The sequence below is a fragment of the Achromobacter piechaudii NBRC 102461 genome, from assembly GCF_001571245.1.
Lineage (GTDB): Bacteria > Pseudomonadota > Gammaproteobacteria > Burkholderiales > Burkholderiaceae_B > Achromobacter > Achromobacter piechaudii.
The window spans coordinates 1,240,700-1,263,087 of sequence record NZ_BCTK01000001.1; the positions used below are offsets into that span (position 1 = coordinate 1,240,700).

Genomic DNA, 22,388 nt, shown 5'->3' on the forward strand with positions numbered 1-22,388 from the left:
TGGCGCGACCGACAAGGCCACCGACAAAATCACCACCAAGGCAAGGAACATCAGGATGTGCTTCGTGCGCATAAGACCTCTTGAAGTATCGTGAAAAAAACTAGCGACACCCTTATCAGCACAACTCATGCCCGGAGCGCGTTCGATGCAAGACCTTGTGCAATTGCGGCCTGAAGGCCTGTACTGTCCAGCGGGCCGGTTCTACATCGACCCGTGGCGGCCGGTGGAGACCGCGGTGCTGACGCACGGCCATGGCGATCATGCCCGCGCCGGCATGGGCTGCTATCACACCAGCGCCGCCGGCTTGCCCATCTTGCAGTGGCGGCTGGGCCAGCAGGATTACCGCATCCACGAATATGGCGAGGCCTTCACGCTGGGCGATGCCCGCGTGTCCCTGCACCCGGCCGGCCACGTGCTGGGGTCGGCGCAGGTGCGTATCGAGGCCAAGGGGCAGGTGTGGGTGGTGTCGGGCGACTACAAGCGCCAGCCCGATCCCACGTGCAGCCCCTTTGAAGTCGTGCCCTGCGACACCTTCATCACCGAAGCCACGTTCGGGCTGCCCATCTACCGCTGGCCCGACACGTCCGAAGTCGCGCGCGACATCGTGCAGTGGCGCGACCACTGCGCCGCGCGCGGCGAAGCCGCCATTCTGTACTGCTACGCGCTGGGCAAGGCGCAGCGCGTGCTGGCCGAGCTGGCGCCTTGGATCGACCGGCCCGTTTACCTGCATGGCGCGATTGCGGCCGGGGTGGACGTGTACCGGGAGGCCGGCATCGCCATGGCCGACACCCGCCTGGTCATCGACGCCGATGGTGCGCCCGCCGCAGCCGGGTCGGGCTTTGCGGGGGAATTGATCCTGGCGCCGCCGTCCGCCGCCGGCAGCGCATGGCTGCGACGCTTTCGCCGCGCGCAGCACGGATTTGCGTCCGGCTGGATGCGTTTGAGGGGCAACCGCCGCCGCCGCAACATGGACCGCGGCTTCGTCGTGTCGGACCACGCCGACTGGCCGGACCTGCTGCGCACCATCCGCGATACCGGCGCGCGCCGCGTCATCGCCACCCATGGCGACACTGACGCGCTCGTGCGCATCCTGAACGACACCGGTACAAAGGCCGAGACCTTGGCCACCCAGTACGGTGAAGACGACTGACCCGGGAGACCCCATCAAGCATGAAGCGATTCGCGGCGCTGTATCAGGAACTGGACCGTAGTACCGCCACCTTGGACAAGCGGGCGGCGCTGGTGGCGTATTTTCGGGATGCGCCGCCGCGCGATGCCGTATGGGCCTTGTACCTGCTGGCAGGGGGCAAGATCACCAGCGCGCGGCGCAAGATCGCCGGTTCGACCGAGCTGCGCGCCTGGACCTCGGCCGCCTCGGACACCCCGGCATGGCTGGTGGACGCCAGCTACGACCAGGTCGGCGATCTGGCCGAAACGCTGGCCTTGCTGATGCCCGACTCGGAGCCTGATCAGACCGCTCCCGAGCGCGGCCTGGCCGACTGGATCGAAGAAGTCCTGCTGCCAATCGCCAACCGTGACGAAGCCGAACGCCGCGAGATCATCGTGGACGCCTGGCGCGGCATGGCGCTGGCCGAGCGGCTGGTGTTCAACAAGATGCTGACCGGTGCGCTACGGGTGGGCGTGTCGCAGCGCATGGTGCAGCAGGCGCTGGCCGAAATGTCCGGCGTGCCCATCGCGCGTATCGCGCAGCGCATGCTGGGCACGTGGTCGCCCAGCCCCGCATTCCTGCGCGATCTGCTCAGTGCCGAGGAATTGCCCGGCGACCGCCAGCAGCCGTATCCGTTCTTCCTGGCATCGCCCCTGGAAGCCGACCCGGCCACGCTCGGGCCGATCGATGACTGGTTGATCGAATGGAAATGGGACGGCATCCGCGCGCAGCTGATCCGCCGCCATGGCGAAGTGGCGCTCTGGTCGCGTGGCGAAGAACGGCTGGATGGCCGCTTTCCGGAAGTCGAAGCCGCCGCCCACGCGCTGCAAGTGGACTGCGTGCTGGACGGCGAATTGCTGGCCTGGCAGGAAGACGCTGGCGGGCCGATGCCGTTTTCCGCCTTGCAGACCCGCATTCAGCGGCTCAAACCCGGCCCCAAGTGGCTGGCCGATGCGCCCGTGCGCATGCTGGCCTATGACCTGTTGGAGCTGGAGGGCACAGACCTGCGCGACCGCCCGCAATCCGAACGCCGCGCGCTGCTGGAAAACTTGCTGCGCCGCCATCCCGATGCGCGCCTGTCCTTGTCGCCGACGGTATCGCCCGCCGACTGGCAGGCCGCCGCCGCCTTGCGCCTGGAATCGCGTGAACGCGACGTCGAAGGGTTCATGCTCAAGCGTGCATCCGCGCCTTACCAAAGCGGTCGGCGGCGCGGCGACTGGTGGAAATGGAAGATCGACCCGCTGACCATCGACGCCGTGCTGCTCTACGCACAATCGGGCCACGGCCGGCGCAGCACGCTCTACACCGACTACACCTTCGGGCTGTGGCAGGGCGACGCGCTGGTGCCCATCGCCAAGGCGTATTCAGGCTTGGACGACAAGGAAATCCTGGAACTCGACCGCTGGTTGCGGGCCCACACGCGCGAGCGCTTCGGCCCCGTGCGTTCGGTCGAACCCGTGCAGGTCTTCGAGCTGGGCTTCGAAGGCGTCAACCTGTCCAAGCGGCACAAGTCCGGCGTGGCGGTGCGCTTTCCGCGCATCCTCAGATGGCGGCGCGACAAGCCGGCGGATCAGGCCGATCAGCTGGACACGCTCAAGGCGCTGGCGCGATGAAGCCAACTGCGCGCGGTTGGGATGCGCCGCTGACGGCATGGTTCAAGACGCGCGGCTGGCGTGCGGCGGCGTTCCAGAAGGAAACTTGGCGGCGCTATCTGGACGGGGAATCCGGCCTGCTGCACACGCCGACCGGCAGCGGCAAAACGTTGGCGGCCTTTGGCGGACCGCTTCTGCAAGCGCTGGCCGACCCGGCTGGCGCCGCGCCCACGAAGGGGGAGGGGCCGCGCGTGCTGTGGGTGACGCCGCTGCGGGCGCTGGCCACCGACACGGCGCGCGCCCTGGCCGAGACGGTGGCGGATCTGGCGCTGGGCTGGACCGTGGCGCTGCGCACGGGCGACGCCAGCGCGCGCGACAAGCGGCTGGCGCGTCAGGGCAAGGCCGACGTGCTGGTCATCACGCCCGAATCGTTGGCGCTGCTCTTGTCCTACGCGGACGCCTCGTCCCGCTTCCGGGCGCTGCGCTGCATCGTGGTGGATGAATGGCACGAACTGCTGGGCAACAAGCGCGGGGTGTTGCTGCAACTGTGCCTGGCACGGCTGCGGCGTCTGTCGCCTGACGTGCGCACCTGGGGCTTGTCGGCCACTTTGGGCAATCTGGACGAAGCGCGCGACGTGCTGCTGCCGCATCAGCCCGCCAGCGCGCTGGTGGCCGGGGCGCGGCCGCGCAAAGTGACCCTGTCGACCCTGCTGCCCGAACGCAGCGGCGCGTTGCCATGGGCGGGGCACCTGGGCCTGTCGCAACTGCCGCGCGTGTACAAGCGGCTGTTCGACGTGCGGGCGAGCCTGCTGTTCACCAACACCCGCGCCCAGGCGGAACTTTGGCATCGCGCGCTGGAATCCATCTGGCCGGAAGACCCCGCCACGCTGGCGCTGCACCACGGATCGCTGGACCCCAGCCTGCGCGTGCGCGCCGAGCAAGGGCTGCGCGACGGCAGCATCCGCTGCGTGGTGGCCACGTCCAGCCTGGACCTGGGCGTGGACTTTCCGGCGGTGGACCAGGTGTTGCAAGTGGGCAGTCCCAAGGGTGTGGCGCGGCTGTTGCAGCGCGCGGGCCGCGCCAAACATCGCCCGGGCGAGTCCGGCCACGCGCTCTGCGTGCCGGCGCAGGCGCTGGAACTGGTGGAGTACGCCGCCGCGCGCCAGGCCATCGCGCGCGGCGAGATCGAAGGTCGGCCCCCTCCGCGTGGCAGCCTGGACGTGCTGGCGCAGCACGCCGTCACGCTGGCGCTGGGCGGCGGCTTCAGTGCCGACGCGCTCTACGAGGAAGTGCGCGGCACGCACGCCTATGCGGCGCTGGACGCGGCCACCTGGCAGGCGGTGCTCGATTTCATCGTGCAAGGCGGCCGCGCCTTGTCGAACTATCCGGAATTCCGGCGCGTGGAAAAAGACGAAGACGGCTGCTACCGGGTGCACGACCGCCGCATCGCGCTGCGCCACCGGCTGTCCATCGGCACCATTACGTCGGACGGCGCGGTGTCGGTGAAATACCTGCGCGGCGGGGGCCTGGGCTCGGTGGAAGAGGGCTTTCTGGCGCGGCTGCGGCCCGGCGACCGCTTCCAGTTTGCCGGCCGCACGCTGGAACTGGCGCGGCTGGAAGGCATGACGGCCTATGTGCGGCGCGCCAAGGGCGGCGATGGGCCGGTGGCGACGTGGCAAGGTGGGCGCATGCCGCTGTCCACACAGCTGGCGCGCGAGGTGCAGAGCCTGTACGCCGAACCGGGCGACCACCCCGAAATGCGCGCCGTCGAACCCTTGCTGCGCATTCAGCGCCAAGCCAGCGCGCTGCCCGCGCCGGGCCGGCTGCTGGCCGAACTGATCGCCACGCGGCGCGGCATGCACCTGTTCCTGTTCCCCTTCGCCGGCCGCGCGGTGCACGAAGGCATGGCCGCCATGATCGCGCTGCGCTGGGGGCGGCGCGTGGCCAACACGTTTTCCTATACGGTGAACGATTACGGCCTGATGTTGACGCTGGCCGAGCCCGCCACGCTGGATGACGCCTTGCTGCGGGAGCTGATCAGCCCCCAGGACATGGCCGCCGACCTGCGCGACGGCGTCAACCTGGGCGAGCTGGCGCGGCGGCAGTTTCGGGAAATTGCCCGCGTGGCCGGCTTGCTGACGCCATCGTTGCCGGGCAGGGCGGCGCGTTCGCTGCGTCAGGTGCAGGCCTCCAGCGGGCTGCTGTACGACGTGCTGCGCCGCTACGATCCCGACCATCTGCTGCTGGCGCAGGCCGAACGCGAGGTATTCGAGAACCAGCTGGAAGCGCCCCGGCTGCTGGCGGCGTTGCAGGATTGCGAAACGCGCGCGCTGGACCTCTGCCGACCGCGCGCGCTCACGCCGCTGTCCTTTCCCCTTTGGACCGAGAGCCTGCGCGGCCAACTCAGCACCGAAAGCTGGCAGGCGCGCGTCAAGCGCGCCGCCGCCCAACTGGAGAAGCGCTATGCGCGGATCGCATGACGACGCGATTACGCGGGCGTTGCCCCTGACGCTTGCCGGCGAAGCGGTGCTGCTGCTGGGCGAGCGCGCGCTGTACTGGCCGGCGCGTGCGCGGCTGGTCATCGCCGACCTGCATTTGGGCAAGGGCCACGTCTTTCGCCAACTGGGCATCGCCGTGCCGCGCGGCGCGACTCAAGGCGATCTGGATCGTCTTACGCAGTTGGTCACAGAGACGGGCGCCCGCGAGCTTTGGATTGTGGGCGACGTGCTGCATGGGCCGATGTCGCAAGCGGACTGGCGCGAAGACTGGGCCCAATGGCGGCGTGACCACGCAGCCTTGGACGTGGCGGTGCTGATCGGCAATCACGACCGCGCTTTGGAAGGCGATGCGCTGGGGATGCGGCAGCTTGGCGACGCCTGCGCCGACGGCCCGTTCCTGTTCCGGCATTTGCCTAAACCCGACCCCGAAGGCCGGCACGTGATTGCCGGCCACGTGCATCCCAAGACCCGCTTGCCCGGCGTGCCGCGCCATTGGCCGGCCTTCTGGCTGCAAGCGGGCGTCACGGTGCTGCCGGCGTTCTCGGATTTTACGGGCGGGCACGCCGTGGATGCGCGCGCCGGGCAGGCGCTGGTCGCCTGCGTGCAGGGCGGCGTGGTGCCGCTGGGCCTCTAGCGAGCCGCGATGCGCCCGTGCCGCCCACGCGCTACCGGACCATGAGCCTTGCGCTGCGGCCCGCCAATGGCGAAGGCCTGGCCACTCAAGTGCGGCCTGCCGACCCGGCACTTATTACCGTCGTTGTAAGAAGTGCAGGAGGGTAGCGCCAGAGGCCAGCCGGCGGCTGCGCCACGGTGGGGCGGCACACCACTTGCTGCGTACCGGACAGGCGCCCGCACGGGCCAAACCCGGTTCGTGCGAGGCAGGTCCCACCTACACAGGAGACTCACAATGAACCGTGACCCCAGGTACACGCCCCGGCATGACGATGATTTCGAACGCGATCCCGGGGGCGACGCCGGGCGGGCCGATCCCTATCGGCAAGCCCATCAACGTGGCCGCTCGGCAGGCGATCCTTATCGCAATCCCGGCTGGCAAGGACGCGGCAATGCCGGCAACCAGGAACCCTGGCATGACCCGGCTCCCTCATATGGCTATCAGGGCGAAGGCAACCGGCCCGCGCCCGGTACGCGTGAATCCCGGGGCGGGCTGCGCAGCCGCAGCGCCGATCCCGGCCAAAGCAGCTATGGCGGCTTCCGCAACGAAGACCCTTCCTATCAGCGCGAACAGGTCTACGGCTCGCGCAACCCGTCCTACAGCGGCCCCACGTCCTACGGCGATGAAGAGGGCGGCTATTACGGTGACCGCCCGCGCGGAGGCGACGAGCCCGGCATGTCATTCGAAACGGCCGAACGCGGCGGCTACAACCGGGGGCCCACCGCCTGGCGCGACCGAGGCTCGTTCCGGACCGACCCGAAGGGCTACACGCGCTCGGACGAACGCGTGCGCGAAAACGTCTGCGAATACCTCGCCCATAGCGGCCTGGACGTGAGCGACGTGTCAGTCAGCGTGGCCGATGGCCGCGTCACGCTGGAAGGCACCGCGCCCGACCGCCGCACCAAGCACCGCATCGAAGACTGCACCGATGCCTGCGCGGGCGTGCAGGACGTGGACAACCGGATCCGCATTGCCGGCAAGGGAGAATCGATTGCCTCGGGCGACACCGCCATCGGCGGCGGCCGGGAATGACGGCGCAGTGACGACACCTCGGCCCGCAACACGCCCGCGATGAATGCCGACGCCAAGCGTCCGGCCGACGGCGGGCCGACCTGACGATATCAAGGAGGATCCCACGATGAAATTCACCAAAGCCACCGGCGCTCACGCGCAAGACGGCGCCATCCTGTTCAACATGGAAACGGACGGCGTCACCCGCCAATTCGAAATCTCTGGCGACGTGCTGCGCGAGCGCTTCGGCGCGGCGGATGACAGCCCCAACGAGCTGCTGCGCGCCTTTGAAGGCGCGGCGCCGGCCCTGCAAGATGCCGCGCATCGCGCGCAGGGCGTTCCGGCCGACGGCCCCATCCTGCTGGGCGAGGGCGACTTCGCCTGAGAGGCGCACCGGGCCAACATGGACACGCAGGCATCCTCTGGCGCAGCGTCGATATGGGCGATCGGCGACGTGCATGGGTGCGCCGATTACCTGGATGCGCTGCTGGCTAGGCCCGAAATTGCCGATGAGCCCGATTGCCGCCTCTGGTTCGTCGGCGATCTGATCAACCGGGGCCCGCAGTCCGCCGCCACCCTGCGCCGCGTCATGGCGCTGGGCGACCGGGCGACTGTGGTGGTGGGCAACCACGACCTGCGCGCACTCGCCATCGCGGCGGGCTGCGTGCGCCCCGGCCGGCGCGACACGCTGGATGACCTGCTCGCCGCGCCGGACGCGCCCGCACTACTGGATTGGTTGCGCCGCCTTCCGCTGATGCACGCTGACGCCGGCCACGTGCTGGTACGCGCCGGGATCCCGCCGGAGTGGGATCTGGGCACTGCCCAGATGCTGGCCGAAGAGGCGCAGGCGGCGCTGCGAGGCGCACATTGGCGCGACACGATGCGGGCCTTGCACGGCGGCTCGCCTCGAGCCTGGAGCACCAAGCTGCATGGCGAACCCCGGCTGCGCTTCATCGTGGGCGGCTTTACCCGCATGCGGCTTTGCACCCGAGACGGCGCGATGGCGCTGGGCGCCAAGGCCACGCCGGGCCGCTGGCCGCAGGGCACGTTACCCTGGTTCGACGTGCCCGGGCGGCAGTGCGCCGATACGTCCGTCCTCTTCGGCCATTGGGCGACGCTGGGACTGCTGGTGCGGCGCGACGTCACTTGTCTGGACACCGGCTGCGTGACGGGCGGCGTGCTGACGGCGTTGCGGCTGGGGGATCGCAAGCTGTTGCAGGTAGGCAACGATGCGTTGCGGTCATGACAGGCTCGCCCGCGCGTCCCAAGTTGCGGCTCGGACCGAGCAGAGCGCGACAGTGTCTGTCAGGCGGCGGTTGCGGCTAGTCGAAACGGGACAGCGTTTGCAGGAACGCGGCGATATCACGTGCGTCCTGCTCGCGCAGCCCCAGCTCGGGCATGGCCGTGCCGGGTTTCACCCCCTGCGGATCCATCAACCATTGCCGCATGTTCTCGGGCGAATTGGCCACCACGCCGGCGATGCGGGAACGATCCGCCATGCCCTCAAGCGACGGCCCCACGTGATGACGCGCGCCGGGCACGCCGGGGATGGCGTGGCAGGTCACGCAGAGGTATTGCTGTAGCGCGTCGCGCCCAGCCATCGCATCGCCCAGCCGCGTGTCGGCGGCCGGCGCGGGTTTGGGGGCGGGGGGCGGGTCGGCGTCAGGCGCAGCGTGGCGGTATTGCTGCGTCGACAGCGTGGGCAGCACTCGCATGAACGCCACCACGTCCCAGATCTGCTCGTCGGTCAAGCGGTACTGCCACGCGGGCATGCCCGTCATCTTGATGCCCTGGCGGACGATCCAGAAGATTTCCGTGGCCGGCCGCTCGCGGGCGCTGGCCACGAGCGAGGCCGGCGCGGGGTTCAGCCCCAGCGCATACGGTTCGGGTGCTTGGCCCGGCGCCCCATGGCATTGCACGCAATTGGCGCGAAAGAGCGTATCGCCGCGTCGAATGCGTTCCGGACCGTCCAGCTCGGGCACCGCGATGTCCGCCGACCGCAACTTGACGGAACGCGTCAGCGCCACATCCAACAGCGCATGCACCGGTACAGTATGCGGGCCCGTCGCGCTGACGTCATACCAACCGAAGTACACGACCGCGCCGCCCACCGCCGCGCCCGCGACAGTCATCGCGGCCACGCAGGTGGTGGCGATCCGGGTCCAGCGTCTCATCGATCCTCCTTGGCTGAGGGTTGGGACAGCAGGAAGGCGGCGATGTCCTGCGCTTCGGTCTGAGTCAGGCCCACGTTGGGCATGGCGGTGCGGGGATTGATGGCAGGAGGATCCATCAGCCAGCGCACAAGATTGGCGGGTGTGTTGGGCAGCAGCCCCGTCAAATACGCCTGGCTGCCGATCTCGCCCAAGGGAGGGCCGACTGCCGACGAAGGACCGCGCACCGTGGGTATCGCATGGCAGGCCAGGCATCCCCGGGAGACCACCAGCGCCCGCCCGCGTGCAGAGTCGGCATCTTGGGGCAGGGCGCTGGCGGACAGGCCCTGGGCCAAAGGCTCGCGTTCTTCCCCGCACGCGGCCAGCAGCGACAGCGCGGCGACGCCCAACATGATGAGGGGAGGGTGAGCGGGGATGCGCAAGAGGTCTACCTGCCGCAAGGCCTGATTCGAATTGCGAAGGTTCAGCAAGTCTTGTTCCACGTTGGAAAACCGGCTCCGGGTACGCGGCATGCTGACGCGCGGCATGGCCGCGAACCTTTCCTATGTGCTTGCCTCCGCGCCACCGGTAGCGGGCTCGGCGCGAGCGTCTTCGTCCGTCGCCGCGCCCGCAACGGCGGGGCTGGCGGGCGAGGGGGCCAGCGCCGTTGCCGATATCGCGCAGGTACTGTTCGTCGGTGCGGCGGCCATCTTCGTGATGGTCGCCGCGCTGGTCGCGCTGGCGATGTTCGGACCGGCGCCTTTACGGCGGCGGCTGGCCAGCCCCGCTCTCATCGTCGGCGCGGGCATTGCATTTCCCGTGATCGCGCTGACGGCGTTGCTGGTTTACGTGCTTGGCGCCGGCTCGTCGCTGGCGCGGGCCGGCGCAGCCGCCACGGTGCGCATCGAAGTCACGGGTGAACTCTGGTGGTGGCGGGTGCGCTATCTGGACGCCTCCGGCGCCGTCCTGTTCGAGACCGCCAACGACATCCGCATCCCCGTAGGGGAATGGGTGCAATTCGACCTGAAATCGGACAACGTCATCCACAGCTTCTGGATACCCGAGCTGGCCGGCAAGCTGGACATGATTCCCGGACGCGTCAATCGCATGCGCGTGCGGGCGCAAACCGCAGGCACGTTCACTGGCCAATGCGCCGAATACTGCGGCGCGCAACATGCCAACATGAAGTTCAACGTGGCCGCCATCACGACGGATGCGTTCCAGGCCTGGCAGGCCGCGCAAGCCCGGCCGGCCATGCCCGCGGGACCCTCATTGCGTCGGGGCGAGCAGCGGTTCCAGCAGGATTGCGCCCAATGCCACACCGTACGCGGCACGCCGGCCTCGGGCGCGCACGGCCCGGACCTGACCCACGTGGGCAGCCGCCTGTCCCTGGCGGCCGGCACGCTGCCCAACAACGTGGGCGCGCTGGCGGGCTGGATCGCGGGCAGCCAGCACATCAAGCCGGGCAACGCCATGCCGTCCTTCAACCATCTGTCGGGCGAGGATCTGCGCGCCTTGGCGAGCTATCTGGAAAGCCTGAAGTGAGCGACAACGCCCAGCCTCTCGCGGCCACCGTGCCGCAAGCGCCACCCGCCGCCGCCGCGCCGATGGCCGATCTGCCCAATCCATTACCACGCCCCGAGGGCGAACACGATGCGCTCGCCCAGGCGTGGCGGCGGCCCAGCGGCTGGCGCGTACTGACCGTTGTGAACAACACGTCGATAGGGCTGCTTTACATCGGCACGGCGTTCCTGTTCTTCCTGCTGGCCGGCGTGCTGGCGCTGCTGATGCGCACGCAACTGGCCGCGCCCGACAGCCACCTGATCGGCCACGCGCTGTACAACCAGCTGTTCACCATGCATGGCACGGTGATGATGTTTCTGTTTGCCGTGCCAGCGGTAGAGGCCGTAGCCGTGTTGCTGCTGCCGAACATGCTGGGCGCGCGCGACCTGCCGTTTCCCCGCCTCTCGGCCTACGCGTATTGGGCCTACGCCGTCGGTGGGCTGGTGTTCTTTTGCAGCATCTTCTTCGGCCTGGCGCCCGACGGCGGCTGGTTCATGTATCCGCCGCTGACCGGCTCGCAGTATTCGCCCGCGATGAACGCCGACCTGTGGCTGCTGGGCATAGGCTTCATCGAAATTTCCGCCATCGCGGGGGCAATCGAGCTGGCGGTCGGCATCCTGCGCACGCGCGCGCCGGGCATGAGCCTGGACAAGATGCCGATCTTCGCGTGGGTGATGCTGGTGTTCTGCGGCATGGTGATCATCGCGTTTCCCGCCGTCATCGTGGCCACTGCGTTATTGGAATTGGAACGCGCCTTCGACATGCCGTTCTTCATCGCGCAGCGTGGCGGCGACCCGTTGCTATGGCAGCACCTGTTCTGGTTCTTCGGCCATCCCGAGGTCTACATCATCTTCCTGCCTGCGGCCGGCATGGTGTCGATGATCGTCCCCGCCATGGCCGGCGTGCCGCTGGTCGGTTACCGCTGGGTGGTGATGGCCGTGGTGGGCACCGCGTTTTTAAGCTTCGGCCTTTGGGTGCATCACATGTTCGCCACCGGCATCCCCGCGCTGTCGGCCAGCTTTGCGTCGGCCGCGAGCATGGCGGTGTCGGTGCCGACCGCCATCCAGGTCTTTGCCTGGATCGCCACCATCGCAGCCGCGCTGCGCCTGCGCCCGCTCAAGACACCGATGCTGTTCATCCTGGGCTTTTTCTTCATTTTCGTATTGGGCGGGCTGACGGGCGTGATGGTGGCGGTCATTCCCTTCGACCTGCAAGCGCACGACTCGTATTTCATCGTGGCGCATCTGCATTACGTGTTGTTTGGCGGAATGGTGTTTCCACTGTTCGCGGCCTTCTACTTCTGGACGCCGCTGATCAGCAGGCGAGCCTTATCCGAACGATTGGGGCGGTGGACGTTCTGGCTGATGTTCGTCGGCTTCAACGTCGCGTTTTTTCCGATGCACTTCACCGGCCTGGCCGGCATGCCGCGCCGTGTCTACACCTACGCGGAAAGCCAGGGGTGGGGTCTGCTCAACATGGTGTCCACGGTGGGCGCGTACCTGATTGCAGCGGGCGTGCTGGTGTTCATCTGGGATCTGGCGCGCAACTTCCGACCCGGGGGCAGCCATCACGCAGGCAACGTCTGGAACGCCGGCACGCTGGAATGGCTGCCCAACGGCGATTACGGTCTGCGCAGCATTCCGCGAGTCAGTTCGCGCGAACCCTTGTGGGACCAGCCCGGGCTGGCGCGCGAGGTGGCCGCCGGCCACCATTTTCTGCCGCACGCGCCGGCAGGGCGCAGATCCACCCTGGTGACAAGCGCCCTGGACGCGCAACCCGACTATGTCTTGCCCTTGCCGGGTCCAGGCTGGGCGCCGCTGTTGGCCGCGTTGGGCACGGCGGGCTTTTTCTTGTTGCTGACGTTCAAGATGCATGTGCTGGCGGGCGCTTGCGGCGTCCTGGCGGTGGCCTCGTTGTGGCGGTGGTTGTGGGACGCGGACACGGGGCCGGACTACCCGCCCGTGGACATCGGCGCAGGGTTGCGCGTGCCGATGGTCTGCGCCGGCGCGTCATCGCATTACGGCTGGGCCATGAGCCTGCTGGCCGTTGTGTGCGCCAGCATCTTCGGGTGCTTGTGCTTTGCCTATCTGTTCTTGTGGACTACCTCGCCAAGTGCGTGGCCCGTCCCGGCCGAACTGCCAGGCATGGCGCAACCCTTGCTGTCCGCCGGCCTGCTGCTGGCGGCCGCCGCGCTGGTGGCATGCTGCGGACCATGGCTACGGCAGAGCCAGCAAGGCCGGGTCCGTGCCGGCCTGATCGCCGGGGCCGTATTGCTGGGGTTGGCGTCGGCGATGGAACTGCATGGGCATTGGGCGCATGGGCTGCGGCCTCAGGCCTCGGCCTATGCGGCGGCCGTCTATTCCGTCGCCGGCTTGCAGGCGGTATTCGCGCTGCTGGTGGCTACCATGGCCGTATTCACGGTGACGCGTTCCTGGGCCGGCAGGCTGTCGGACACGCGGCGTGCCTGCTATCACAGCACGATGGTGATGTGGCACTACACGGTGGCGCAGGGCTTGGTGGGCCTGGGTCTGGTGCACGCCTTTCCCCTGCTGGCGGGGTAGGGCCATGCAACGATTCCAGCCTGCACTTGCCGTGCGTCAACTCCTGTTGCCGATACTGGGCCCCACAATCTGGATGGCGCATTTCCTGGCGATCTATATCGTCAATGCGCTGGCGTGCGCGCGGCCCGGTTCCTTGCTCGCGCAGCACGCCGGGCCGCTGCCCGTGTCGTCGTGGTTGATCGTCGCCGCAAGCGTGGCCGCCTTGGCGGCCCTGACGGCCACCGCCGCGCTTGCCCAGCGGCAGCGCGCACACGGATACAACGACGCCCCGGCGTCAGCCCGCTTTCGGGCTTGGCTGACCGGGGCGCTGTGTCTGTTGTCCGGGTTGGCGGTCGTTTGGCAGACCGTGCCAGTATTTCTGGTCACGGCCTGCGGCTAGCGCAATATCAAGGCGCTTTCTTGACGCTCTGTTCCAGCGTCTTCGCCATTTGCAGATGCTGCTGCAACGTGGGCAGGGTTTCCGTGGCGAACTGCTTGATTTCCGGATCCTTGGCCTGGTTCGATGCTTCTTCAAACAGCTTAACCGCGTCTTCGTGTGCGGCCACGCCCACGCCTTCGGCATAGGCCTTGTCGAAACCATCATCACGCAAGCCCAGCGTCTTCAACTTGGCCTGCTGCATCAGCGACGGCTCGGTGGGTGCGTCATAGCCCTTGCTCTTGGCCAGCGCGGCAAGCTTCTCTCCGGCCTTGCCGTGATCGTCGATCATCTTCTGGGCGAAGCTCTTGACCTCGGCGTTCTGCGACTTCTTCAAGGCCAGCTTGCTGCCTTCGACTTCCATATGCCCAGACTGCGCGGCATTTTCCAGGAAGTCGCGATCCTTGCTGTCCAGCTTGGAATCGGCGGCCATCGGCGCTGCGGGCGTGGCGGGCGCGGTCTGTTGCGCAAGCGCCGTGGTGCCGGCGCCAAGCACGGCAATCGAAAGCAGAGCGGCGGTGAGGGTGCGAGTTTTCATATAGGTCTCCCAAGGGTGGCGCGGCGCGCCGTTGACAAGCATTTCCCTGGTTCACCCCAGCAAATCGCGTTCCTGATGGATGGCGCGCCCCAAGTATTCTCAAGGCTGCGGCTTGGACTCTTCCAACGTGGACGCCTCGCTGGACGTGGAATCCTTGTGGTTGATCACGCTGAATTCACCGGTGGATTCAAGATAGGCGCGCTTGACCTGAGTCAGATCGCCCACGCCTTTCAGACGCAGCTGTTCCATGAGTTCCGCCCGGCTGATGTGTTCACGCTTCAGGCCTGCCACAAGGATGCGGCCGTCGCGGATGAGGCAGATGCGTTGCGGCTCCAGCACGCGGCGCAAACGCGGAAAGCGATAGCAAAGGCGATCCAGAACATAGCTCCAGCCCACGATAGTGGTAACCACGATGATGCCGTCGCCCAGCGAATAGGAATCGCCGGACATGGCGTTGCCCGCGGCATCGGCCACCAGCACCAGCACGAGCAGGTCGGCCACGCCCAACGAACCCATGTCACGACGGCCTGAAATACGCAGCAGGGCGTAAAGCACCCAATACATGGTCGTGCCGCGAACAATCATTTCCGCGAACCCGGCTTGCAGTGCAAATATTTCAGCGATGTCTGTCATCTTGGCGACGGCGAAAGAGCGCCGCGCGCCGGCGGCGTTGCCGCAATTTCAGCAACTGCCGTGCCTGATCGGGCGGTCGACGGAGGGCTGCGCCGTCTTGCGCGCCGATGAGTGCGCCTGCCCGCTGCCGTCACCCGACTGCGGGTAACCGTCCAGGATTGCGTCGAAGCAAACCCGATCGCTTGCGCCTAGGCGCTGCTGTCGGCCAGCAGCGGTTGCGCCGACAGCGACCCGCGCAAGGATTCCAGCAATACACGCTTGTTCTCGCGGCTGCGGTAAGCGTGTTCGCGCATCAGGTTTTCCGCGCGCACCGCTTCCCGCCGCGTGATGGCGCGCAGCAGGTCTTCGTGGTCCGCCTGCGCGCGCAGCACGAACGGGGTTTCCAAGAGGGAAGGGGTGGACGGCAAGGTCAGCGCGGCGGGGCCGGCCAGCGGCGTCTTGTTGTTGTGTTCCAGCGCCGACAACAGCGCGCGGTTGCCGCTGGCGGCGCACAGGATTTCGTGAAAACGCCGGTTGATCTGGCCCCAGGCGCGCGCGTCCACCGTGGTGTTGGGGTCGCGCCGCGCGGGCGCCAGCAGCGCGCGGCCTTCTTCGACCGCCTGCGTCAACTGGTCCAGCACCTCTTGCGACGCGCCGCGTTCGGCCAGCAGCCGCGCCGCCATGCCTTCCAGCACGCCGCGCACGTCCACCGCATCGCCGATTTCGTCCACGGTAAAGGCCCGCACGCGAAACCCGCGCGAGGGCAGGCGTTCAAGCAGGCCTTCTTTTTCCAGCTCGGTCAGCGCAATGCGCAACGGCGTGCGCGACACGCCCAGTCGAGCGGAAAACTGCAATTCCACTACGCGTTCGCCGGGCTGCAACGCGCCCGAAAGCACCATGTCCCGAAGTTCCGAAATGACTTTATCGATCTGTGCGGCCATAGCTTAAGGCAAAGGCTGGGAGTGTTTGGAAGGGCTCCAGTGTACCCAGAAAATTGCATGCAATAAGCCAACAAAAATCTTCTGACGTATTGCGATTGATCAAAATTGCATGCAATAATTCAGAAAAACAGCATCAGAGCGGCAAATAAGCCAGCCAATGCATGCAACCGGATCTTCGGCTGCATGCCTTAGCCGTTAAAAGGACAGGAGACAAGATGAAGCTGATCAGCTTCTTGGACGCCGGGCGCAGCGCCTGGGGTGTGGTGCGAGACACCGAGGTCGTGGTGTTGACGCACGTATGGCCCGACGTCATCGCGGCATTGGAAGCGGGCGTGGACGAAATCGCGGGCGCAGCGCGCGCCGACGGCATGCCCTGTCGGCCGCTGGCGGGCCTGCAATGGCTGCCGCCCGTGCCCGCGCCGCGCAAAATCCTGTGCGTGGGCCTGAACTACGGCCGCCATCTGGCCGAGGCTGGCCGCGAACTGCCCGCGCATCCGTCCTTGTTCGTCCGCTTTGCCGACAGCGTGGTGGGCCACCTTGAAAACGTCTGGAAGCCGCGCGCCTCCGATCGCTTCGACTACGAAGGCGAGCTGGCCGTCGTGATCGGCCGGGCAGGGCGGCACATCTCCGCGGGCGACGCGCTGTCGTACGTGGCCGGCTACACCTGTATGGCCGAGAACTCGGTCCGCGACTTTCAAAAGCACAACGCGCAGGTCACCCCCGGCAAGAATTTCGAGCGCAGCGGCGCCATCGGCCCCTGGCTGGTGACGGCTGACGAAGTGGGCGACCCCACTCGGCTGCAAGTGCGTTCACGTCTGAACGGCGAACTCATGCAAGCGGGCGAGGTGTCGGACCTGATTTTTCCCATCCCTGAACTCATCGCCTACATCAGCGCGTTCACGCCGCTGTCGCCGGGCGACATCATCGCCACCGGCACGCCCGAAGGCGTGGGCTCCAGCCGCAAGCCGCCGCGCTTCATGGCTGCCGGCGACACGCTGGAAGTCGACATCCCCGGCGTAGGCACCCTTATCAATACGGTGGCCGACGAACCGGCCCACCAAGCTGGAGACGCGCGTGGCTGACGCACTGCTTTATCTGACGGAACGGGACGTGGTCTCGGCGCTGAACATCCCCCGTGCCATCGACGCGCTGGCCGACATGCTGGTGGCGCAGGCGCGCGAGCAGGCCCGCAACCTGCCCAAGACGCTGGCCACCTGGGGCGAAGGCAGTTCCATGCATGCATTGGGCTCGGTCCAGACCGGGCAGGGCGGTTACGCCGGTTTCAAGACCTGGGTGCACACCAAGGCGGGCGGCGGTTCGGTGTTCAGCCTGTTCGACGCTGAAACCGGCACCTTGCGCGCCATCATCGAGGCGCGCGCGCTGGGCATGCTGCGCACGGCGGCGATCAGCGGCGTGGCTACCCGCGCGCTGGCGCCGGCCGACGCGACGCAGGCCGCGCTGATCGGCACCGGCCCGCAAGCCGTCACGCAATTGGCCGCGCTGGCGGCGGTGCGGCCGCTGCGTCAAGTGCGCGTCTTCAGCCCCACGCCGGAAAAGCGCCGCGCCTTTGTGAACAGCGTGGCGGCCAAGTACGACTTCGAGATCGTGGAATCGCCCGATCTGGCACACGCGCTTGCCGGCGCGCAGATCGTCACGCTGATCACCCGCGCGGTCGAACCGTTTATCGACGCCGCCATGCTGGCCGACTGCCGGCACCTGAACGCCGTGGGCGCCATCCTGCCCGCCAAGGCCGAGTTCGGCCAGGACGTGTTCGGCCTGGCCGACGAGGTGGTGGTGGACGACCTGGAAAACGCCCGCAAGGGTTCGCGTGAATTGCGCGAGCGCTTTGGCTCGGACGGCGCACCCTGGCAGGGCGTATCGGTGCTGGGGCAATGGCTGGCCGACGGCAAGACGCGCCCGTCCGAGGCGCGGTTGACGATCTTCAAGGGCATGGGCATGGGTTTGTCCGACCTGGCGATGGCGCGCGTGGTCCATGAGCATGCGCGCGCGCACGGGCTGGGCGTGGCGCTGCCGCCGCAGACCCGCGAAAACCTGCTGCTGGCGCAGCCCTGAACCGATATTCATCAACAACATCGCACCGGCCACGCGCCGGCGGCAAGAGGAGACAAGCATGTTCGTGGACGTCAGCGGGGCCAGCCCCCGCGAACAAAACAAGTGGCCGTCGATCGTGATTCCTAAAGAGGATATCGATCTGGAAATTGCCCGCCTGATCGACGCGCCCCGGCCCGACAACGGCCGCCGCGCCTCGCTCATCACGCATCCCGAAGCGACCGCGCCCGGCCTGGGTCTTGCCCCCGGCACCGACGTCACCATCAACGTGGTCAACCCCGGCGAGCGCACCTACAACCTGCGCAAGAACTCCAACATGCTGGAGATCTGTATCAGCGGCGAGGGCGTGGCCACCGTGGCGGGCCGCGACATCCGCGTGGGGCATTGGGACGTTTGGAATACGCCGGCCATGCAGGTGCATTCGTATCGCAACGACGGCAAGACGCCGTGGGTGCGCTTGTCGTACTCGAATGCGCCCTTGCTGGAAAAGCTGGAAATCCATTACGTCGAAGAATTCGAGGGCGACGTGCCGCCCGCCGACGCCAACACCCGTCCCGTGCCGCCGCGTGCGCCGGACGCCGCGCGTTCGCGCGACCTGGCGCTGCGCGAACAGATCACGCCCGAGGGCGCATGGCTGATGGGCTACGAATGGCTGATCGATATCGACGTGCTGGAATCCAAGGCGCTGCATTGGCCCTGGCAGGCGGTGTCGCGCTATCTGCCGACGGTGGAAGACATGGCGCGCGGCTACAACGGCCGCCGCCTGTTCGTGCTGTACAACCCGGCCACCGAACGCCGCATCGGCACCACGCACAGCTTTTTCGCGACGATTTCCTCGTCGCCGCCCGACAACCATCACGTGCCGCACCGGCACAGCTCGTCGGCCATCAACTATTACCTGCGCGGCAACGGCTACAGCAAGGTCAACGGCATGCGGCTGGACTGGAAGGCGGGGGACCTGATCCTGTCCGCGCCCGGCTGGGCGATGCACTCGCACCACTCCGGCACCGAAACCACTTCGGCGTTGACGGTGCAGGACCATCCGCTGCAAATCGCCATGGAGTCGCTGATCTGGCAGGAGCGCATGCAGGAGCCCATCCTGGCGCTGGGCAGCCAAAGCGGCTTTGAAAGCAACCGCGCGCAACTGGCCGCCGCGTCCTGATCGCGCCTTTTCACAAAACGACATCCGGATTGACCATGACCTTGACCGACCTGTCCGACGCGCCGGCGCTGCGCGCGCAATTGCGGGATTTCTACGACGACTACGCCTTCTGCCTGGATGAAGGCAAGCTGGAAGAGTGGCCCGACTTCTTCACCGAAGACTGCCACTACCGCGTGCTGTCCCGCGAAAACCACGACGCCGGCCTGCCGCTGGGCCTGATCTATTGCATGAACAAGAACATGGTGCGCGACCGCGTCACCGCCTTGCGCGAAACCACCATGTTCGAACCGCGTTCGCTGCGCCATTTCATCAGCGGCGTGCGTGTCATGGAATTGCAGGGCGACCACATCGTGTCGCAAGCCAACTTCGCCGTGATGGAGTCGCTGTCCGACCGCGAGCCCACCTTGAACATGGTCGGCCGCTACCTGGACGTGCTGCGCGTCACCCCCGAAGGCGTGGCGATCAGCCGCCGCGACTGCGTGTACGACAACTACCGCGTGCGCACTTCGCTGATCGTGCCCATCTGAATTTGCTTGAAGGAAACCGCCATGACCTGTTCCGATTCCGCCGTGCTGGACACGCCTGCCACGGCGCCCATCCACCTTGAACGCCGCTGGCCCAAAGAGGGCTACACCCGCATCCCCAACTGGGTCTATACCGACCCGGCCATCTTCCAGAAAGAAATGGACGTGTTCTTCGCGGGCCAGACCTGGAACTACGTGGGCCTGGAATGCGAAGTGCCCGAGACCGGCAGCTACAAGCGCAACTGGATCGGCAACCGCCCGGTCATCATGGTGCGCACCGAAACCGGCGACGTGAACGTGCTGGAGAACCGCTGCGCGCATCGCGGCGCGCAGATCTGCTGGCAGAACACCGGCCGCGTCACCGACTTCACCTGCCCGTACCACCAGTGGAACTACGACCTGAACGGCAACCTGCAAGGCGTTCCGTTCCGGCGCGGCGCGATGGGCAAGGGCGGCATGCCGCGCGACTTCGATCCCAAGCAGAACGGCATCCGAAAACTGCGCAGCGTGAACCGTGGCGGCTCGATCTGGGCCACGTTTTCCGATGAAGCCCCCAGCTTTGAAGACTATTGCGGCCCCGAAGTGCTGGCCGAAATCGACCACATGCTGCCGGGCAAGCCGCTCAAGCTCTTGGGGTACAGCCGCCAGCTGATTCCCAGCAACTGGAAGATGTACCTGGAAAACCTGAAGGATCCGTACCACGCGACCCTGCTGCACACGTTCTACATCACGTTCGGCCTGTGGCGCGCGGATTCCAAGTCGGAATGCATCCCCACGGGCGGCGGCGCGCACAGCGTCATGGTGTCGCACAACGAGGGCAAGAAGAAGACCGAAGCCACCACCGAGATGAGCCGGTTTCGGGATGACCTGGAATTGCTGGACCTGGAAACCGTCACCCCGCGAGCCGAGTTCAACCGCGGCCGCGTGGGTGGCGCCTGGGTGTTCCCGGCCGCGCAATTCGGCATCCAGGCCAATTCGCTCAAGACCCGCCACGTGATCCCGCGCAGTCCGACCGAGCACGAGCTGGTCTTTACCTATTACGGCTACGAGGACGACGACGAGGAAATGACCCGGCTGCGCTTGAAGCACGCCAACCTGCTGGGCCCGGCCGGCTTCGTGTCGATGGACGACAGCGAAATGCTGAACCAGGTGCAGATCGGCGTCACCGGCTACCCCGAGGCGCGCGGCATCGTCGAGATGGGCGGACGCGACACGGAACCGGCCGACTACATGGTGACCGAAGTGCTGATCCGGTCCTTCTACGACTATTACCGCAAGGCGATGGGGCTCTGATATGGACACCTGGAAGCCCGTTGCGCAGGTCGGCGACATTTCGCCCGACACCGGCACCTTGCGCGTCGTATACGAAGGCGAAGCCGTCTGCCTGTACAAGCTGCCCGACGAAATCTGCGCCACGCAGGACCGCTGCCCGCACGGCAACGCCAGCCTGGCCGATGGTTATCTGGAAGACGGCACGATCGAATGCCCGCTGCATCAGGGCGTATTCGACATCCGTACCGGCAAGCCGCAGTGCCCGCCGGTCACGACCGACCTGCGCCGCTATGAGGTCCGCGTCGAGGCGGACACCGTCTACCTGAAGGCGCAGACTCCGTGAACGCAGGCGCGATCGTCATCGTCGGGGCGGGGCAGGCGGGCGGTTGGGCCGCCACCACCTTGCGCGAACGCGGCTACGCGGGTCGCATCGTCTTGCTGGGCGACGAAGCGCATGCTCCCTATGAGCGGCCGCCCTTGAGCAAGGCCGTGCTGGGCGGCCACGCGCCGCCCGAAAGCACCGAGCTGTTTTCCGCTGAACGGCTGGCCGCGCTGGACATCGCGTTTTGCCCCGGCGTGTCGGCCACCCGCTTGCGTCTGGCCGACAAAGCGGTCGATACGTCGGACGGCGGCGCGGTGGCCTATGACAAGCTGATTCTCTGCATGGGCGGCCGTCCCATCGTGCCGCCATTGCCCGGCGTGGCATGGAGCGCGGCGGGGTCGTCGGCGGGGTCGTCGTCAGCCTCCGGCGTGCACGTGCTGCGCACCCGCGACGATGCGCTGCGCCTGCGCGCCTGCCTGGGTCCGGACAAGCACGTCGTGATCGTGGGCGGCGGCTGGATCGGATTGGAAGTCGCGGCCACCGCGCGCCAGGCCGGCACCCGCGTGACCGTGCTGGAACAGGCCGAACGCCTGTGCGCGCGCAGCGTCCTGCCCGCCGTGTCCGCGCATCTGGCCGCGCTGCATGCGGCGCAAGGCGTGGACCTGCGGCTGGGCGTCGGACTGCGCGCGGTGGTGGAGGACGATGCAGAGGATGGACGCGAGGGCGGGCAGGGCGCGTGCCGCCCCGTCGCCGAGCTGAGCGATGGCCAGCGTCTGGCCGCCGACGCCGTGGTGCTGGGCGTGGGCCTGCAAGCCAACGACGACCTGGCGCGCGAGGCGGGCATCGCCTGCCAGCGCGGCGTGCTGGTCGACCAATATTGCCGGACCTCCGCGCCCGACGTGTATGCGGCGGGCGACGTGGCGGTGTCCACGCTTGCCGGCGACGGCGCCACGATGCGCCTGGAATCCTGGCAGAACGCGCAAGACCAGGGGACGGCGGCGGCGCTGTCCGCGCTGGGCGAGACCACGCCTTATCTGCCGACTGGCGCGGTCTGGTCCGAGCAGTACGACGCCATGGTGCAGATCGTGGGCTTTCCCGCGCTGGCGGCCAGCGAAGTGCTGCGCCCGCAAGTGGATGCACGCGCCTTGCTGTCGGTGGGCCTGGACAGCGGCGGCCATGTGGTCGCCGGCGTCGCCGTCAATGCGCCGCGCGACTTGCGCCAGTTGCGCAAATGGATCGCGCAACGCGCGGTCGTGAACCCGGCATTGCTGCAACGGCCCGACGTGCCGCTGGCAAGCGCCCAAATCGGATAACGG

Annotated in this window: 22 protein-coding genes; 17 read left to right on the top strand and 5 right to left on the bottom strand. The window is 67.4% G+C overall.

The features are described 5' to 3' along the window. Positions 1-145 precede the first annotated feature (145 nt). The 7 genes from API01S_RS05575 (at position 146) to API01S_RS05605 (ending at position 8,188) form a co-directional block, all read left to right on the top strand. Positions 146-1,150, top strand: coding sequence for a ligase-associated DNA damage response exonuclease (locus API01S_RS05575; RefSeq protein WP_006219520.1), 1,005 nt, complete (start codon positions 146-148; stop codon positions 1,148-1,150). A 20-nt stretch (positions 1,151-1,170) separates the two neighbouring features. Continuing rightward, a complete protein-coding gene (locus API01S_RS05580) occupies positions 1,171-2,781 on the top strand; it encodes an ATP-dependent DNA ligase (protein WP_061303504.1) in 1,611 nt (536 codons plus the stop codon). Further along, positions 2,778-5,240: a ligase-associated DNA damage response DEXH box helicase gene (locus API01S_RS05585; RefSeq protein ID WP_061303505.1), complete on the top strand. Its 2,463-nt coding sequence runs from the start codon at positions 2,778-2,780 to the stop codon at positions 5,238-5,240. The genes API01S_RS05580 and API01S_RS05585 overlap by 4 nt, the downstream gene beginning before the upstream one ends. Further along, complete coding sequence (pdeM, locus tag API01S_RS05590; RefSeq protein WP_061303508.1) at positions 5,224-5,892, top strand: ligase-associated DNA damage response endonuclease PdeM; 669 nt, start codon at positions 5,224-5,226, stop codon at positions 5,890-5,892. Before API01S_RS05585 ends, pdeM begins: the two co-directional genes overlap by 17 nt. A gap of 273 nt (positions 5,893-6,165) precedes the next feature. After that, positions 6,166-6,963 (top strand): BON domain-containing protein, encoded by a 798-nt coding sequence (locus API01S_RS05595; RefSeq protein ID WP_006219516.1) that lies wholly within the window; start codon positions 6,166-6,168, stop codon positions 6,961-6,963. A 106-nt stretch (positions 6,964-7,069) separates the two neighbouring features. After that, positions 7,070-7,327, top strand: coding sequence for a DUF1488 family protein (locus API01S_RS05600; RefSeq protein WP_006219515.1), 258 nt, complete (start codon positions 7,070-7,072; stop codon positions 7,325-7,327). A gap of 18 nt (positions 7,328-7,345) precedes the next feature. After that, on the top strand, positions 7,346-8,188 hold the full coding sequence (locus API01S_RS05605; RefSeq protein WP_061303510.1) for a symmetrical bis(5'-nucleosyl)-tetraphosphatase: 843 nt from the start codon (positions 7,346-7,348) through the stop codon (positions 8,186-8,188). A gap of 76 nt (positions 8,189-8,264) precedes the next feature. Here API01S_RS05605 and API01S_RS05610 read toward each other — a convergent pair whose 3' ends face one another. Next, a complete protein-coding gene (locus API01S_RS05610) occupies positions 8,265-9,116 on the bottom strand; it encodes a c-type cytochrome (protein WP_061303512.1) in 852 nt (283 codons plus the stop codon). Continuing rightward, positions 9,113-9,583 carry a c-type cytochrome gene (locus tag API01S_RS05615; protein ID WP_255221293.1) on the bottom strand — a complete coding sequence of 157 codons (471 nt, stop codon included), beginning with the start codon at positions 9,581-9,583 and terminating at the stop codon, positions 9,113-9,115. The genes API01S_RS05610 and API01S_RS05615 overlap by 4 nt, the downstream gene beginning before the upstream one ends. Before the next feature lie 55 nt (positions 9,584-9,638). Here API01S_RS05615 and API01S_RS05620 point away from each other — a divergent pair, with 55 nt between their 5' ends. The 3 genes from API01S_RS05620 (at position 9,639) to API01S_RS05630 (ending at position 13,595) form a co-directional block, all read left to right on the top strand. Next, positions 9,639-10,637, top strand: a complete 999-nt coding sequence (locus API01S_RS05620) for a cytochrome c oxidase subunit II (RefSeq protein ID WP_084802380.1) — start codon at positions 9,639-9,641, stop codon at positions 10,635-10,637. A 62-nt stretch (positions 10,638-10,699) separates the two neighbouring features. After that, a complete protein-coding gene (locus tag API01S_RS05625) occupies positions 10,700-13,216 on the top strand; it encodes a cbb3-type cytochrome c oxidase subunit I (RefSeq protein WP_061303893.1) in 2,517 nt (838 codons plus the stop codon). Between the two features lie 4 nt (positions 13,217-13,220). Beyond that, entirely contained in the window at positions 13,221-13,595 is a 375-nt protein-coding gene (locus tag API01S_RS05630) for a hypothetical protein (protein WP_156487062.1), read from the top strand. Between the two features lie 7 nt (positions 13,596-13,602). Here API01S_RS05630 and API01S_RS05635 read toward each other — a convergent pair whose 3' ends face one another. The 3 genes from API01S_RS05635 to API01S_RS05645 all read right to left on the bottom strand — a co-directional run bounded on the left by API01S_RS05635 (position 13,603) and on the right by API01S_RS05645 (position 15,722). Then, entirely contained in the window at positions 13,603-14,169 is a 567-nt protein-coding gene (locus API01S_RS05635) for a DUF4142 domain-containing protein (protein ID WP_061303895.1), read from the bottom strand. Positions 14,170-14,268: 99 nt separating this feature from the next. Continuing rightward, positions 14,269-14,802, bottom strand: coding sequence for a DUF421 domain-containing protein (locus API01S_RS05640; protein WP_061303516.1), 534 nt, complete (start codon positions 14,800-14,802; stop codon positions 14,269-14,271). A 188-nt stretch (positions 14,803-14,990) separates the two neighbouring features. Next, positions 14,991-15,722 carry a GntR family transcriptional regulator gene (locus API01S_RS05645; protein WP_006219512.1) on the bottom strand — a complete coding sequence of 244 codons (732 nt, stop codon included), beginning with the start codon at positions 15,720-15,722 and terminating at the stop codon, positions 14,991-14,993. Positions 15,723-15,937: 215 nt separating this feature from the next. Between API01S_RS05645 and API01S_RS05650 the strand changes: the two genes are divergently transcribed. The 7 genes from API01S_RS05650 to API01S_RS05680 are packed head-to-tail and all read left to right on the top strand — an operon-like array spanning position 15,938 to position 22,385. Further along, positions 15,938-16,804, top strand: a complete 867-nt coding sequence (locus tag API01S_RS05650; RefSeq protein WP_050728763.1) for a fumarylacetoacetate hydrolase family protein — start codon at positions 15,938-15,940, stop codon at positions 16,802-16,804. Then, complete coding sequence (locus API01S_RS05655; RefSeq protein ID WP_050728764.1) at positions 16,797-17,795, top strand: ornithine cyclodeaminase family protein; 999 nt, start codon at positions 16,797-16,799, stop codon at positions 17,793-17,795. Before API01S_RS05650 ends, API01S_RS05655 begins: the two co-directional genes overlap by 8 nt. Positions 17,796-17,853: 58 nt before the next feature. After that, complete coding sequence (locus tag API01S_RS05660) at positions 17,854-18,954, top strand: cupin domain-containing protein (RefSeq protein WP_050728765.1); 1,101 nt, start codon at positions 17,854-17,856, stop codon at positions 18,952-18,954. A 35-nt stretch (positions 18,955-18,989) separates the two neighbouring features. Continuing rightward, positions 18,990-19,481 (top strand): aromatic-ring-hydroxylating dioxygenase subunit beta, encoded by a 492-nt coding sequence (locus API01S_RS05665; protein ID WP_050728766.1) that lies wholly within the window; start codon positions 18,990-18,992, stop codon positions 19,479-19,481. A 21-nt stretch (positions 19,482-19,502) separates the two neighbouring features. After that, the gene (locus API01S_RS05670) at positions 19,503-20,771 is read left to right on the top strand and encodes an aromatic ring-hydroxylating dioxygenase subunit alpha (protein WP_006219507.1); all 1,269 of its coding nucleotides are present in this window, start codon (positions 19,503-19,505) and stop codon (positions 20,769-20,771) included. Position 20,772: 1 nt separating this feature from the next. Next, on the top strand, positions 20,773-21,093 hold the full coding sequence (locus API01S_RS05675; RefSeq protein ID WP_006219506.1) for a non-heme iron oxygenase ferredoxin subunit: 321 nt from the start codon (positions 20,773-20,775) through the stop codon (positions 21,091-21,093). Next, positions 21,090-22,385 (top strand): NAD(P)/FAD-dependent oxidoreductase, encoded by a 1,296-nt coding sequence (locus API01S_RS05680; RefSeq protein WP_050728767.1) that lies wholly within the window; start codon positions 21,090-21,092, stop codon positions 22,383-22,385. The genes API01S_RS05675 and API01S_RS05680 overlap by 4 nt, the downstream gene beginning before the upstream one ends. Positions 22,386-22,388: the final 3 nt, after the last annotated feature.